General features: G+C 47.4%; 16 protein-coding genes and 1 tRNA gene. 13 read left to right on the top strand and 4 right to left on the bottom strand.

Annotated elements, in window-relative coordinates; all coding sequences use genetic code 11:
• Both PLA23_RS04030 and purM read left to right on the top strand, forming a co-directional pair.
• Positions 1 to 519 (top strand): ACT domain-containing protein (locus PLA23_RS04030; protein ID WP_324474109.1); only part of this gene is annotated, 519 nt, incomplete at its 5' end.
• A 2-nt stretch (positions 520 to 521) separates the two neighbouring features.
• A complete protein-coding gene (gene purM / locus PLA23_RS04035) occupies positions 522 to 1,514 on the top strand; it encodes a phosphoribosylformylglycinamidine cyclo-ligase (RefSeq protein ID WP_324474111.1) in 993 nt (330 codons plus the stop codon).
• On the opposite strand, the gene PLA23_RS04040 is transcribed toward purM, so the two are convergent.
• From PLA23_RS04040 to PLA23_RS04050, 3 genes are all read right to left on the bottom strand, one after another.
• On the bottom strand, positions 1,506 to 2,030 hold the full coding sequence (locus tag PLA23_RS04040; RefSeq protein ID WP_324330489.1) for a ZPR1 zinc finger domain-containing protein: 525 nt from the start codon (positions 2,028 to 2,030) through the stop codon (positions 1,506 to 1,508). The two genes, purM and PLA23_RS04040, sit on opposite strands and share 9 nt — an antisense overlap.
• Before the next feature lie 2 nt (positions 2,031 to 2,032).
• Positions 2,033 to 2,395, bottom strand: a complete 363-nt coding sequence (locus tag PLA23_RS04045) for a cell division protein SepF (RefSeq protein ID WP_324330487.1) — start codon at positions 2,393 to 2,395, stop codon at positions 2,033 to 2,035.
• Positions 2,396 to 2,465: 70 nt separating this feature from the next.
• Positions 2,466 to 2,963, bottom strand: coding sequence for an RNA-binding protein (locus tag PLA23_RS04050; RefSeq protein WP_324474113.1), 498 nt, complete (start codon positions 2,961 to 2,963; stop codon positions 2,466 to 2,468).
• A 130-nt stretch (positions 2,964 to 3,093) separates the two neighbouring features.
• Between PLA23_RS04050 and PLA23_RS04055 the strand changes: the two genes are divergently transcribed.
• The 9 genes from PLA23_RS04055 (at position 3,094) to PLA23_RS04095 (ending at position 9,537) form a co-directional block, all read left to right on the top strand.
• On the top strand, positions 3,094 to 3,321 hold the full coding sequence (locus PLA23_RS04055; protein WP_324331653.1) for an LSM domain-containing protein: 228 nt from the start codon (positions 3,094 to 3,096) through the stop codon (positions 3,319 to 3,321).
• A 12-nt stretch (positions 3,322 to 3,333) separates the two neighbouring features.
• Entirely contained in the window at positions 3,334 to 3,516 is a 183-nt protein-coding gene (locus tag PLA23_RS04060; RefSeq protein WP_011449998.1) for a 50S ribosomal protein L37e, read from the top strand.
• 2 nt (positions 3,517 to 3,518) lie between these two features.
• Entirely contained in the window at positions 3,519 to 4,934 is a 1,416-nt protein-coding gene (purF, locus tag PLA23_RS04065; RefSeq protein ID WP_324331650.1) for an amidophosphoribosyltransferase, read from the top strand.
• A 5-nt stretch (positions 4,935 to 4,939) separates the two neighbouring features.
• The gene (locus PLA23_RS04070; protein WP_324331649.1) at positions 4,940 to 5,329 is read left to right on the top strand and encodes a HEPN domain-containing protein; all 390 of its coding nucleotides are present in this window, start codon (positions 4,940 to 4,942) and stop codon (positions 5,327 to 5,329) included.
• A complete protein-coding gene (locus PLA23_RS04075; RefSeq protein WP_324331647.1) occupies positions 5,271 to 5,708 on the top strand; it encodes a nucleotidyltransferase domain-containing protein in 438 nt (145 codons plus the stop codon). Before PLA23_RS04070 ends, PLA23_RS04075 begins: the two co-directional genes overlap by 59 nt.
• 101 nt (positions 5,709 to 5,809) lie before the next feature.
• A complete protein-coding gene (gene serA / locus PLA23_RS04080) occupies positions 5,810 to 7,396 on the top strand; it encodes a phosphoglycerate dehydrogenase (protein WP_324474115.1) in 1,587 nt (528 codons plus the stop codon).
• A 67-nt stretch (positions 7,397 to 7,463) separates the two neighbouring features.
• Positions 7,464 to 7,537: transfer RNA gene (locus PLA23_RS04085), tRNA-Val, on the top strand.
• A gap of 101 nt (positions 7,538 to 7,638) precedes the next feature.
• On the top strand, positions 7,639 to 8,112 hold the full coding sequence (locus PLA23_RS04090; RefSeq protein WP_324330780.1) for a hypothetical protein: 474 nt from the start codon (positions 7,639 to 7,641) through the stop codon (positions 8,110 to 8,112).
• Between the two features lie 72 nt (positions 8,113 to 8,184).
• Positions 8,185 to 9,537: a mannose-1-phosphate guanylyltransferase/mannose-6-phosphate isomerase gene (locus PLA23_RS04095; RefSeq protein ID WP_324330782.1), complete on the top strand. Its 1,353-nt coding sequence runs from the start codon at positions 8,185 to 8,187 to the stop codon at positions 9,535 to 9,537.
• A 3-nt stretch (positions 9,538 to 9,540) separates the two neighbouring features.
• Here the strand turns inward: PLA23_RS04095 and PLA23_RS04100 are convergent, their stop codons facing one another.
• Positions 9,541 to 11,988 (bottom strand): oligosaccharyl transferase, archaeosortase A system-associated, encoded by a 2,448-nt coding sequence (locus PLA23_RS04100; RefSeq protein WP_324474117.1) that lies wholly within the window; start codon positions 11,986 to 11,988, stop codon positions 9,541 to 9,543.
• 237 nt (positions 11,989 to 12,225) lie between these two features.
• Here PLA23_RS04100 and PLA23_RS04105 point away from each other — a divergent pair, with 237 nt between their 5' ends.
• Positions 12,226 to 13,368: a glycosyltransferase family 2 protein gene (locus PLA23_RS04105; RefSeq protein ID WP_324474118.1), complete on the top strand. Its 1,143-nt coding sequence runs from the start codon at positions 12,226 to 12,228 to the stop codon at positions 13,366 to 13,368.
• 480 nt (positions 13,369 to 13,848) lie between these two features.
• On the top strand, positions 13,849 to 14,044 hold a 196-nt coding region (locus tag PLA23_RS04110), incomplete at its 3' end, for a GDP-mannose 4,6-dehydratase (protein WP_324474119.1).

The raw sequence follows: 14,044 nt of genomic DNA on the forward strand, positions 1-14,044 counted from the left end.
CCGGGAACGATCATCGAAGGGGGAGAGCAGAAGGACTCCCGGGTGGTAAAAGCAGTTACCTATATTGACAAGGTGGCAGCAATCACCATTGCCGGTGCCCAGATGGTGGGTAGACCGGGTGTCGCACGCCATATCTTTACGCTTCTTGCCGAGCACCAGATCAATGTCATGATGATATCCCAGGGATCATCTGAAGCAAATATCACGCTGATTATCGAGGCAAACCAGGTCAGGACCGCGATGGAGGCATTACAGCCACTCAAAGAGCGATGTGTGTTCAGGGACATCACCGCAAATGAGGATGTGTGTGCCGTTGCCGTCGTCGGGTCCGGGATGGCCGGCATGGCAGGAACAGCAGGACGGACTTTCTCGGCTCTTGGAAAAGCGGGCATCAATGTGATGATGATCTCCCAGGGATCATCTGAGGTGAATATTTCCTTTGTTGTGCGGCAGGAGGACGGGCCGCGTGCAGTCAGAGTCCTGCATGATGAATTTAATCTCCAGAACGAAGAGGTATGAGCATGGAGCAGGATGCATACCGGGATGCTGGCGTTGATATTGACCTTGAAGCTGCCGCTGTAAAAAGTCTCATATCCGAGCTTACCTACCGGCGATCCGATCAGTTTGGCATGGCTTCAGAGATAGGTCATTTTGCAGGATTTATCTCTTTTGGAAAATATGTCCTCGCGATGGCAGTTGACGGGGTCGGGACAAAGATGCTCGTTGCCGATGCCATGCAGGACTGGTCCACGGTCGGTATAGACTGCATTGCAATGAATGTAAATGACCTGTATGTCATGAACCTTGAGCCGGTGGCCTTTGTCGATTACATTGCCACATCCGCTCTCTCAACAGAACAGATGCGTCAGATAGGTAAGGGCCTGAATGAAGGGGCCAGACAGTCAAACCTCTCAATCCTTGGTGGTGAGACGGCAACCCTCAAGGGACTTGTGACCGGACTTGACCTTGCCGGAGCATGCCTGGGGATTCAGGAGCGGGAGAAGGTTATCACAGGATCGGCCATCATTCCCGGTGATGTGATGGTAGGCATTCCCTCATCAGGCATACACAGCAACGGTCTGACCCTTGCACGCCGGATGGTTGAAGAGCATGGATCCTATGCAGAGCGGCTGCCATCCGGAACCACCCTTGGTGAAGAGCTCCTCAGGCCCACACGAATCTATGCAGATGTTCTCCATATCTGCGCGGAGACCGATGTGCATGGAATGTGTCATATCACCGGTGGCGGTCTTACCAATCTGAACCGGCTTGGTGCCTATGGGTATGTTTTTGAATCACCCCTCGTACCCCAGGAGATATTTGAATGGATTGCAACAGTGGGAGATATAACAGAGCCTGAAATGTACCGGACCTTTAATATGGGGATGGGATATGTGATCATCCTGCCCAAAGAGGGAGTGCAGACTGTTCAGAAGTATTACCCCGATGCCCGGATTGTCGGAACCATCACATCCGAACCGGGTATTATCCTGAAAGGGAGAAGATTATTCTGATTGTGGAGTATATGTCTCTTTTTTTGCTTTTTCGGAGTGGATAAGCGAGTTCCCGTGTGGATCTTCAATGATCAGGGTAACGCCCTCTTTTCCGCTCTGAATATTGTAAATTTTCTCTTTCAGGGCGAGTGTTCTTCTCCGCTGCTCGTCATCACCATCGATCAGGATGCCATCAAGGACCTTCTCAACCCGGAGGAGCACCCCTTCTACATTTGACACAAACCCCTCACAGGCAGGACCCGGGTCAATCTCCACTCCAAGTTCAGGGATGGTGATCTTTGCAGCACTGCTTCTCACCACCCGGGTCGAGAGATCTTCTTCAGAGCACGCACAATAGATATACCTGACCGGTTCATTGGTGGTGATATTCTGAACATCTGAAAACCGGTATCCACACTTCGGACAGGAGCAGGTTATTATCAGAATATCTGAAAAAAAAGGTATATTCTCTGTTTTATACGTCCAGTCAACCTCCTCATTGCAGGCAGGACAGATCCCCCTGACCTCCTGTTCCAAGTTCAGGCACCGCCACCGATGCGGTCACGGGAGATTTTGACGTTTTTCGGTGTAATGATTACATACTGCTGATCACCAAGACCGACAATATCACCATCAACATCCCGAGCCACCTGATAGAAGTCTTTCATGACCCGTTCGTAATTGATCTTATCCATTTTCAGGCGGTTTATGTCCACTATGACAATATTCCCGTCATAGACCTGATCTTTTACGATCTGACTTTCCCGCAGACCAGTAACCGTAGCGACCTTAACAAGAAGGGCTGGGTTTTCACTCAGTTCATAATCCTTCAGAGTGAGATCTTTATATTCGTCCGGGGAAGAGGTATCCTTGCTTCCGAAGAGAAGGTCGCGAAGTCCCATATAAGAACCTTTTCTGTCAGTTGTAATAAAGATACTGGTTTTTCAGGCTCAAGAGGCGTCCTTTCCCCGTTCAGAACTCAAGATTCCAGATATCATCACCGACATGATGCCAGGTACGGGCAACCTTTCCCTTCTCCTGCGCAAGAAGGTCTGCGGCGTCAAATAACGCAATACCAAGTGCCAGTGGTTTTCCATGACGCTCATCCACGATCTGAACCGGTTTTCCGGCAGTTACATCCGGCGTCACATCAACCACACCGGGCCGCATGATATCCGCACCATTGACCACATACGACACTGCCCCCATATCCACGACGATCCGTTTCTGGGGGAAGGGACGGGATACAGCTCCCCGCAGACTTGGGAACAGAATCCCGTCCTTCTCAAGAATAAGAGGTTCCTTATCTACCAGATAGAGATGAACATCCTGGTTTGTCTCGATGATCTCAATCATCTTTCCCTGGAACTGATCAGCTCCGTCCCCGATCTCTTCTCTGAGCCGTTCCAGTATACCGCTTACCTGAGATTTCCGAATTGAATGCCTTCTTTTTGAGGTCAGCTTACCCATATCTCTATAGTACGGCTACCTGAATTCCCATAAACGATACGGACACAGCAGGGACCAGGTATGACAGGTATGTTTATGAGACATCCCGGCGCAATTTATTCACTCATTTCGAGTAGTGCAGGGTATAGATATGACTAAAAGACCTATGGATATTTTAGATCAGGTCCTGAATCGCCAGCCAGTACTGATATCCCTGAAAGGGGGCAGGGAAATCAAAGGAGTTCTCCAGGGATACGACGTCCACATGAACCTTGTTCTCGATAAAGCAGAGGAGATTGTGGATGGACAGGCACAAAGTATCGGTACCCTGATTATTCGCGGCGATAATGTAATTTACATCTCCACGAATCCCCAATAAGGAGGCAGAAAAATGTCAAAAGGAACACCATCACGAGGAAAAAGACAGACTCAGACCCACCTGACCTGCAGACGATGCGGGCGGATGTCCTATCACAAGCGTCATAAAATCTGCTCATCATGTGGATTTGGCCGCTCTACCCGCATGCGCTCTTACGGCTGGATTACCAAGCGGCCAAAAGTTGCAACTCATTAATCATGTGCGGGATCGTTGGCATCAGGAGTTCTGCCGACGTCTCTTTTTCTCTTTATTATGCGTTATACGCTCTCCAACACCGTGGGCAGGAGAGTGCCGGTATTGCCACGTTTCACGGCTCGGGACTATGCAAACACAAAGGAAACGGATTAGTCTCTGAGGTGTTCAATGAGCAGATTCTCAAATCACTTGTTGGTTCGGCGGGTATCGGGCATGTACGATATCCAACGACCGGTGAGAATCGTCCTGAGAATATTCAGCCATTTTTATTCACATTTCGCGGGCATGGTATTGCGATAGCGCATAATGGGAACCTCGTGAATTATCGGGATCTCAGAGCACAATTCGAGGATCGCGGGCAGATCTTCTGGTCCACCTCTGACACCGAGATCATCTCCAAGATAATCACCGAGTCGATCAGAAAAGGGGGCACCATAGAAGATGCGGTGAAACAATGCATGGCATGTCTGAAGGGATCCTATTCGGTCGTCATGCTCTATGACGGGGATCTCTATGCATTTCGTGATCCGCATGGGATACGGCCACTCTGTTTTGGCAGAACTGAATCAGGCTTCATGGTTGCATCGGAGAGTGTCGCTATCGATGCGCTGAACGGGAAGTACGAACGGGATGTGTATCCTGGTGAGATGATCCACATATCCGGCGACGAGATCCGGTTTAAACAGATAGCGGTTGCCTCGCGAAAAGGGCACTGCGTATTTGAGTATATCTACTTTGCACGGGCTGATTCCCGCATTGACGGATCCCTTGTGTATGACGTACGCCGCAGGATTGGCGCGATGATCTATGAAGAGAGCCCGGTCAAAGCCGATGCGGTCTGCACGGTGCCGGATTCAGGGACGGCATATGCAGTCGGGTTATCAGAGCGATCCACCATCCCCTTCATGGAATGCCTTATTAAAAACCGGTACATGGGCCGGACATTTATTATGCCGACTCAGGAGAAACGTGAGCGGGCGGTCAGGATAAAACTCAACCCGATTCCGGATCATCTGAGGGACCGGTCGATCATTCTGGTTGATGACTCCATCGTGCGGGGGACAACATCCCGTCGGATCATTGAGACAATGCGGGATGCCGGGGCACGGGAGATCCATATGAGAATCGGCTCGCCGATCATCAAGGCCCCCTGTTATCTGGGGGTTGATATGCCAACACGGGCAGAGCTGATCGGGAGTGACAAAGATGTCGATGAGGTCAGAAAAAGCATTACTGCAACCAGTCTTCATTATATATCCATTGAATCACTCGTGAGTGCTATCGGTCTCCCCCGTCATGATCTCTGTCTTGGGTGTCTGACCGGATGCTACCCGGTTGAGATCAGAGATGAACTATCAGATGACCGGTGTATAACCATGATAGACCGGGATGTCCAGACATCGTTATTTGAACGATAGTGTAGATGCCAGAGAGAAGTCAGGACTGGATAGAGCAGGCAATATTCGATTTGAAAGCAGCCGTGGATAATTGTAAAGCAGGTCATTATGAATGGGCCTGCTTTATCTCCCAACAGGCAGCAGAAAAATCCATAAAAGCCGTTTATCAGTATTATGGCGGTGAGGCCCGGGGCTGCTCTGTTGAGAAACGGTTCATGGGGCTGACAGATTCTCTTGAGATCACCCCAGAGGTATTCTCTGATGCGAAAAGGCTTGACCGGCTGTACATTATCAGCCGATATCCGGACGGGCTGACCTTCGGTACACCTCATGAACACTTTACAAAAGAAGACGCCTATGCCGCAATCAGCAGTGCAGAAAATATCCTTCGGTTCTGTCAGGATATTCTGGCTTGATTACTCATTCATTATAGAGAGACTGAAACGGGTAGCTGATACGTGTACGGAGTATCCGGAGATCCGTGAAGTCTGGCTTTTTGGGTCTGTTGCCCGGTTCAAGGCGGTCCCCGGTAGCGATATCGATCTGCTCCTCGTGATTTCAGAGAGTGATAAAAGAATTATTGACAGGATTGAAAAATACCAGGATATATTCTCTGATATGGGGATAAGCGTTGATATTTTTCCATATACGGTTCATGAATCGGATACTTCTTTTGTCCGGAATGCAAAGAAAACCGGAATATGTATCTATACTGCATCAGATGAAATGACTGGCAGGCAGGGACTGTCGTATCTTGAAAACGCCGCGAGACAGAAAAGAAAACACCATCTGTGACAGAAACCCGTTTATTTTGGGGCCTTCAGATAACACAAACATCAGTCTCTCTTTTTCTGCGAACAATCAAGTGATCTCACTGTGATTTCTAAGAGAGTACTGTGACATATACTATCCTTGTCAGTGACGAACTCGCGGAGGAAGGCATAGAAATTCTTCGCGAACACGCCATGGTGGATGTAAACACCGGGCTTTCTGAAGATGAACTGGTTGCGACCATTGAAAATTACGATGCGCTCCTTGTCCGGTCCGGAACGCAGGTGACTGAACGGGTTATTGAAGCGGGTAAAAAGCTCCGGTTTATCGGGCGTGCCGGAGCCGGGGTCGACAATATTGATATGAATGCCGCTACCCGTCATGGTGTCATTGTTGCGAATGCCCCGGAAGGCAATACCCTTGCGGCAACTGAGCATACTATGGCCATGATGCTGTCACTCTGCCGGAATATTCCCCAGGCAAATGCATCCATGCAGGCCGGCGAGTGGAAGCGGTCCAAATTCATGGGTGTTGAGCTGAATGAGAAAACACTGGGAATTGTGGGGCTCGGACGTATCGGGCGTGAGGTCGCAAAACGCGCGTCATCATTTAACATGCATATCATCGGGTATGATCCCTTCATCTCTTCAGAGAAGGCAGCGGAGATGGGCATTGAATCAATGTCACTTGAGGAGCTCTTTACCAAGGCGGATATCATCACCGTCCATACCCCTCTTATCAAGGAGACCCGTCATATCATCAATGAAAAGACCATTGCTACCATGAAGGACGGGGTCAGGATAATTAATTGTGCCCGTGGTGGAATTATTGACGAGGCAGCCCTTGCTGCAGCAGTGAAATCCGGAAAGGTAGCCGGGGCAGCGATTGATGTGTTTGAAGAGGAACCGCCGAAGAACTGTCCGCTTATTGGTATCCCAAACATTATCGTAACCCCGCATCTTGGCGCAAGTACCATAGAAGCCCAAAAGAACGTGGCAATATCCATCGCAAAACAATGTCTTGATGTGCTTAATGGTAAAGATGCAAAATATGTCGTCAATGCTCCGATCATCCCTGCCGAGCAGCATGAGATCATTGAACCCTATGCAACCTTAGGCGAACGTATGGGCAGGCTCATGATCCAGATCATTGATGGCCGGGTCCAGAAACTGGAGATGATCTATGGCGGTGAACTTGCATCCCTTGGGCAGTCAACAAAACTCATCACCCACATGGCTATTAAGGGACTTTTGGATCCCATCCTCCGGTTCCCGGTGAATATGGTCAATGCAGCATATATAGCCAAGGACCGGGGTATTGCAGTCTCGGAGACGACGACCGGCGAATCGGCCGGATATAAGAACCTCCTGACCATGAAGGTGACGACGGACAGCTCCGAACTGGTCATTGCAGGTTCTGTTCTGTACAAAGGTGGTGCGAGGATCGTATCCATTGCCGGGTATACCATGGATATGGTCCCGGAGGGGGCAGTCATCATCTCACGGCATCTGGATAGGCCCGGAGTGATCGGGCGGGCATCCACCATCCTTGGAGAGCATCAGATTAACATTGCCGGGATGCAGGTCGGCCGGTTCCAGCCAGGAGAAGAGGCAATCATGGTCCTGAATGTGGATGGAGATGTCCCGGAAGAGGTGATGGAAGCGATTCGGGGTATGCCAGGAATATATTCGGCAAAATTTGCCAGAATTTAATTCATTTTTCAGGAACAGATCACAACACATATATCCACTGGAAGGCTACATTGTAAGGCACAACCGGGGGCTCGTGGTCTAGCTGGTTATGACGTCGCCTTGACATGGCGGAGATCCTGAGTTCGAATCTCAGCGAGCCCATCAACTTTTTTCGATAGTTTTTTCTCTCTAGGTGAGAAATTACCCCTATGCTTTTCAAAGGAAAACCGATTCAATGGTTCATTTTTCTGGTGATCCTGTTCATGATTACCACCGTTGTACATGGGGCGTTGGTATCAGGAAGGGAACCTACGGGTGGAAAAAATCAACTGACAATTGACAATACACAGGGAAAATTGGATGCTTTGGTTGTATTAGGACAGCCAAATTGGCCAAATCCAATTTGTGCCTATTATATTCCAAAAGGAGAATCCCATACTTTTGATAAGATGCGCCCAGGTGTATATGATATATACTATATTCTTGGAAAAGGCTGGATTTCAAGCAAAAAAGCATTTTCGCAGGAGATAGAAGTCGGAAAGATCGACCAACCGATCTCTTTAGAGACTAAAGGATATAATACTGCATCATCTACTGCGGTAGTATGGGATCAGAAGCCCTATAATGACAATTCATATGTATCAGAATTTGATTCAGTAACTGTTACTCTTTATCCGGTATTGGGAGGAAATATTGAATTAATTCAAATTAATCGCGATAATTTCCCAAAATACTAACTCTTTTCATAAAAATTCTACTTAAAAATTCATAAAAATAATATTGATTCAGTACCGAGATGATGTACTAATGTGCATCAGATATTCACAATAATATTAGCGGGCGGAGTGGGAACCAGGCTCTGGCCACTCTCCCGGACCTATTATCCAAAACAGTTTCTTCAGGTAAATGGTCACTCACTCTTTCAAAAGACATACCTGAGAGCGCTCGAGAACAGCAGGCCTTCAGACATCTATATCGTAACCAACGAACTGCATCATTTTCTGGTAAAGAACCAGATCGCTGAACTGGGGTATTCTGTTCCAGATGAGCAGATACTATGTGAACCATCCGGAAAAAATACCCTTCCGGCAATTGCATGGGGGGTTACAGAGATCGCCAGGAAAAATCCTGATGCGGTTATCATGGTCTTTCCAAGTGATCATCTGCTTGGAGCATCGGCAGGAGAAGAGTTGCGTTCTGCGGTTCCTTTAAGCAGCAGGTACCTGGTTACGTTTGGAATAATACCTGACAGTCCCCATACCGGCTATGGATACATCGCCCCCGGCAGCCCGCTTGAGATCGGGTTTCGTGTAAACGAATTTAAGGAAAAACCTGACGAAGAGACGGCCCGACAGTATGTAAAGGATGGTTATTTCTGGAACAGTGGGATGTTCCTCTTTTCCGTTCCGATCTTTTCAAAAGAACTTTTAAGATTTCAGCCAAAGATTGCAGACATTTTTGAAACAACGGGTTCATGGGAGGAACTCCCTTCAGTTTCCATTGACTATGGCATTCTTGAGCATTCTGATGCTGTTGCTGTTGTTCCGCTCTCTGCCAGCTGGTCTGACCTTGGAAATTTTAACGCATGGTATGAGATTTCAGGTAAGGATGCCTGTGACAATTCAGGCACCTGTGTGGCCATTGAATCGTATGGTAATTTTGTAACCACAAAGGATCGGTTTGCAGCCCTTATTGGTATCAGGGATACCATTGTCGTTGAGACCTGTGATGCGCTTTTAGTCTGCCGTCGGGATATGGCTGAAAAGGTGGGAGACCTTGTCAGGGAACTTAAGAATCAGGGCAACCCGATCACGGAGATTCACCGGCTGGTCTACCGGCCCTGGGGATCATACCTTGGTCTTGAGACCGGGCCAGGTTTTCAGATTAAACGTCTTACGGTGAACCCGGGCATGCGGTTATCACTCCAGCGGCATCATCACCGGAGTGAGCACTGGGTGGTGGTGCATGGGACCGCTGATGTTGAGCTGGATGGCAAACATCTCTTTGTTCGTCCGGGAGAGAGCACCTTTGTTCCGGCAGGGGTCATGCACCGGCTTGGGAACTCAGGGAAGATTCCGCTTGAGGTGATTGAGGTTCAGATCGGGGAATATCTTGAAGAAGATGATATCGAGCGGGCTGAAGATGACTTTCAGCGGGTGTGAGGATCAGGTAATCTGATCCTCTGCAACCTCGATTGTTTTTCCGGTTTCAAGAATCCGGTAGGGTCCGGTGGCCCGGACTTCATACGGATTGTTCTGTGTGCTGTACGGCAGGGTGAACGTACCATTCACACTCTGCTCACGCCAGGTAAAGGTCCGGCCCTGATTGGTGATGACGGGGAGTTCGATGGTTCCATTGCCCGGAATAGTGCAGCCTTTCACCCGTTCAAAGATCTTCACTTCTTGTATCTGATGGGTTTCATCCTCTGCAACGGTTGTTGGTGATTCGTAGATGAGCCGGTAATGACCAAGGGCCGGGACATCGGTGACGGGTTTGGTAAACTGGATTGAACCGGTCATTTGATTTTGATTCAGGCGGATTGTTTGAGCGTCAGCGGCTGATACCTGTGAGGCCTCTGTTATCAGCTTGTATGAACCCCGGGCCATTGGTGACTCTTTGATGGTCAGGAGTGATCCTCCCTGGCCTGGAACAAATGAACCATCAAAGAGGTGTAACTTTACTGCGGTGCTCTCGAAATAGGGTTGTTTTAGGACGAGAACCGGATCATATCTGCCTGCCTGCTGTGATTGCTGATAATAGGTCTCCTGGTACCGGGAGATACTGTCTTTCCCATATGCCCAGAGCGGAAGGGCTGCAAATTTTGAGGTGACGGTGGCAAAATCGGTGATGATGTATTTACCGTTTACTTCTTTGGCATTCGTTTCTGCCTCATCTTCTGATTGTGCAGATAAAAACCGTGCAACCGGGGGGACATTATCCTGGAAGGGCGATGTTACGGGGATTCGTTTACTCAAAAAGGTAATCCAGTGTCCGTAATCCCACCACGAGATAATTCCATATGCCTCCTTTGGATAGGAAAAGTTGGTTTTCTTATATATCTGGTCATATGAAACGCCCGGATCCGGAGAATTGGCAGAGAGCCAGAGAAGGGAGTCGGCCCAGTCATTGGTCATTGAAATGAGCCCGATCTGTTTATCCGCAACGGTCATGACGGTCTGGGCTGAAAATGCAGCGATCAGCAGCAGGAGTATGGCGACGACACCAAGAGCACGACAGGGGATCTGATGTGTTATTCCGTCTGTCATCTTTTTCGATCGCTTCTCCGGCTGCTCACTCTTTGCAATCATTGCGTACAAAGTACTGAGCGCTATCGCAGCAAACAGAACAATTGCTCCTGTTGCGTAGTATTCATACCTGACATGCATCACCGTTGCATAGATGAGGACCAGGCCCCAGACCAGAATTGCCATGAGTGCCGGCTGGTATGAACGGATGAGCCTGAATATGCAGATGACGATACCCGCCAGTGCAAAAAATAATGCAAGGTTGTATGAGTACCATGCCCGAACCGGTTCCCACATCTGCATCTCATTGATATACGATTCAGCATAGGAAAAGAAAAAGAAATAATGCATGGAGTTATTCATCTGCGCAGCGATATCAGGGATCAGAGTTGCGATGAATGCATACCCCGCAGCAAGGGAGCCTACTACTGCCCCGATATAATAGTAAGGAGGCTTATTTTCGAATAGATGTGCAAAGAGGGTAAGAAGTCCCAGTTCAAGGGGGATTGCCAGAACTACGAGCACATGCCCGAGAGAATACCTGCTCAAAGAGAAACCATCATGGATTAATCCAAGGGAGAGATAGAGAACCGTAAACGTTGCAAAGAAGAGAGTGGTGTGAAGAAAGAGTATGAAAAGATGATGTTTGTCCCGAACTACCAGAGCATGGATCAGCAAGATCAGAGCGCACACTGCTGCAAAGAGAACCATGGTCTGAATATTCATAAGACCCAGGAAATATACAACCCCTGCAGATATTGCAAGGATAATACTTTTTTTTGTGTACCATGACGTATGTATTGCCTGAGTGGTGATGAGAAGGGCAATGATCAGGGTGAGAAAGAGCATAGAAAAGAGTGTTTCAGTACTATGATGATCGAGGTACCCGTACAACGACCGGTACAAGAGCTCTCCTGAAATAATTGGAAGAAGAATTGCTGCAATCCAGCCTGTTTTTTCATCACCGGATACTTTCCCCAAATACCAGACTACCGGTATCAGGAGGAGAAACAATATGGGGGGGACGTATGATGCAATAATCATATTTTCCGGCCGTGCAATGGCCCCAAAAAGAACACAGACGGTAGCACAGAGGAAGGGAAATACGGGTCCCCAGTCGACATCCTTCCCGGTTGGGAAGGCGGTCATCGGATCAAACCATGCATATCCGGGATACTGTGCTGATATCTGTTCTATCTGTCGCATCGAGTACCAGGTGTCCATAAATATGAGTTTCTGGACCGGGCCGTCACCAAGAAATTCCATCGGAAGGAGCCGGAGCCAGAGACCAAAGAGAGCTGATATAAAAACCAGGAGAAGAAGAATATGCGTTGAATGCGTATTCAGCCATGTTTTTAGAGCGGTCATTATAGGTACTATCTGATTTGTTGTTTAAATACTCATATACCTTCCATATTTCTTAATCGCTTTTTCTCATCCTTCTTTCCATGAGAAAACCTAAACTTTAGTCAGATATTATCCGTAAAATATGTTTTATCGGCCATATCCTGATGCTTCTGTCCGGGCACACAGTACCATGACGAACCTGTCTTGCCAGAACATTTATTCTTATACATCAGACGTATCTGCTGAACATATGCGGGCATGTCAATGGAACCACTTGTAACGATCATTATTCCGGCCTTAAATGAAGAACAGACAATTGGATCCTGTCTTGAAAAAGTAAAGACCGGGTGCGTGAATAACAATATTTCATATGAGATAATTATCGCTGATTCTTCAACGGATGCAACGACGGACATTGCACGCTCTTATGGGGCACACATTATTCACCCAAAGAAACGGGGATATGGAAATGCATACCTTTGCGCATTTCCCCATGCACAGGGTGAGATTATTGTTATTGGTGATGCCGATGACACGTATGATTTCAGGCTGATTCCTGATTTAATAAAGCCTATACTGGAGGGGAAAGCAGATATGGTAATCGGATCACGACTGAAAGGGACGATTCTTCCCGGGTCCATGCCATGGCTGCATCAGTATATTGGAAATCCTCTTTTGACGCTTCTTCTCAATTTTACGTTTCATTCGCATTTTAGTGACACTCATAGCGGGATGCGGGCGATTCGAAGAGATGCATTACGCAGATTATCTCTTCATACCGGAGGAATGGAGTTCGCCTCAGAGATGCTGATTGAAGCTGCAAAAAAGGGGCTTGTCGTAGAGGAGATCCCGATCACCTATTATCCCCGGAAAGGGCCCTCCAAACTTCACAGTTTTGCAGACGGATGGAGGCATGTGCGGTTTATCCTTATTGTCCGACCACTCAGGTTCTTAATTGTTCCCGGTCTTCTGTTTATTCTTCTTGGATTCTCTCTGATGATCGGTATCGGCCTGGTAAAATCAGTTGAGCTTCAGGGCCTTCATTCATTCATACTCGGCGATATCCTTGTACTTGGCGGCCTTCAGTTTCTCCTCTCTGGTGTGGTAATGAAATCGTATAGTGTCACCCACCAGCTTGATGAATGTGGTCCCTGGTTCTCTCAGATCCTTCAGTATCCGACACTTGAAAAAATGCTGTTTGTCGGTATTTTATTTATGATACTGGGGTTTGCGAGTGGTATGTATATTTTAAGCCAGTGGATATCTGTATCAGGCCCGTTATCCCAGATCACGAATGCAGTATTGGCACTTTCAAGCGTTATTGTCGGGCTTGAGTTGATCTTTACTGCACTCCATGTGAGCATGATGCTCCTGCAGAATGAGCGGGAGGGGTGTACCTAATTGCGGTGGGATGTATCCGGGGGTCACCTTCTGCTCAATCAGGGGCGGATCCTATATTCGAAAAGAAGAGGGGAGAAAAACTCCAAAAAAATTTTCCATGAAAATTGCTTAAAAGCAGAAGAGAGAACTATCGCAATTCAGTGATTATATATCTCATAGATTGAACCCAAAAGATCAATGAGGTTAGCGAAGAATCCCCTCTTTACTGATCGTAGGCACATAAAGCATTTATAAATCACGGTGGTTCGAAAGGTGGTTTTTAGCTATTCTTAAGTGATTTTTTCTGATAAATTGACTAATAAAATTTGAATCTAAAAAAAATTATATCTCGAGGTATGAGCACAAAAAGAGGTTATATTTTATATCAAGTAATAGCGTAGTAATAAGAGATCATTCTAAACTCTTTTCATAAGATGAATGAGCATTACACTGCTATACAAGGAAATACGTCAAATTAAATAAAAAAGCTGTTAAAATATTATGAAACGAGCATTTATTACCGGAATAACAGGGCAGGATGGATCCTATCTTGCAGAATTTCTCCTTTCCAAGGGATACGAAGTTCATGGACTGGTCAGAAGGGCCTCCACTTTCAATACGCAGCGCATTGATCATATCTATGTTGATGCTCATGATCCTGATGCGAAGATCTTTTTCCATTATGGAGATCTCTCAG

The organism is Methanospirillum sp., from assembly GCF_035406105.1.
Taxonomy (GTDB): Archaea; Halobacteriota; Methanomicrobia; order Methanomicrobiales; family Methanospirillaceae; genus Methanospirillum.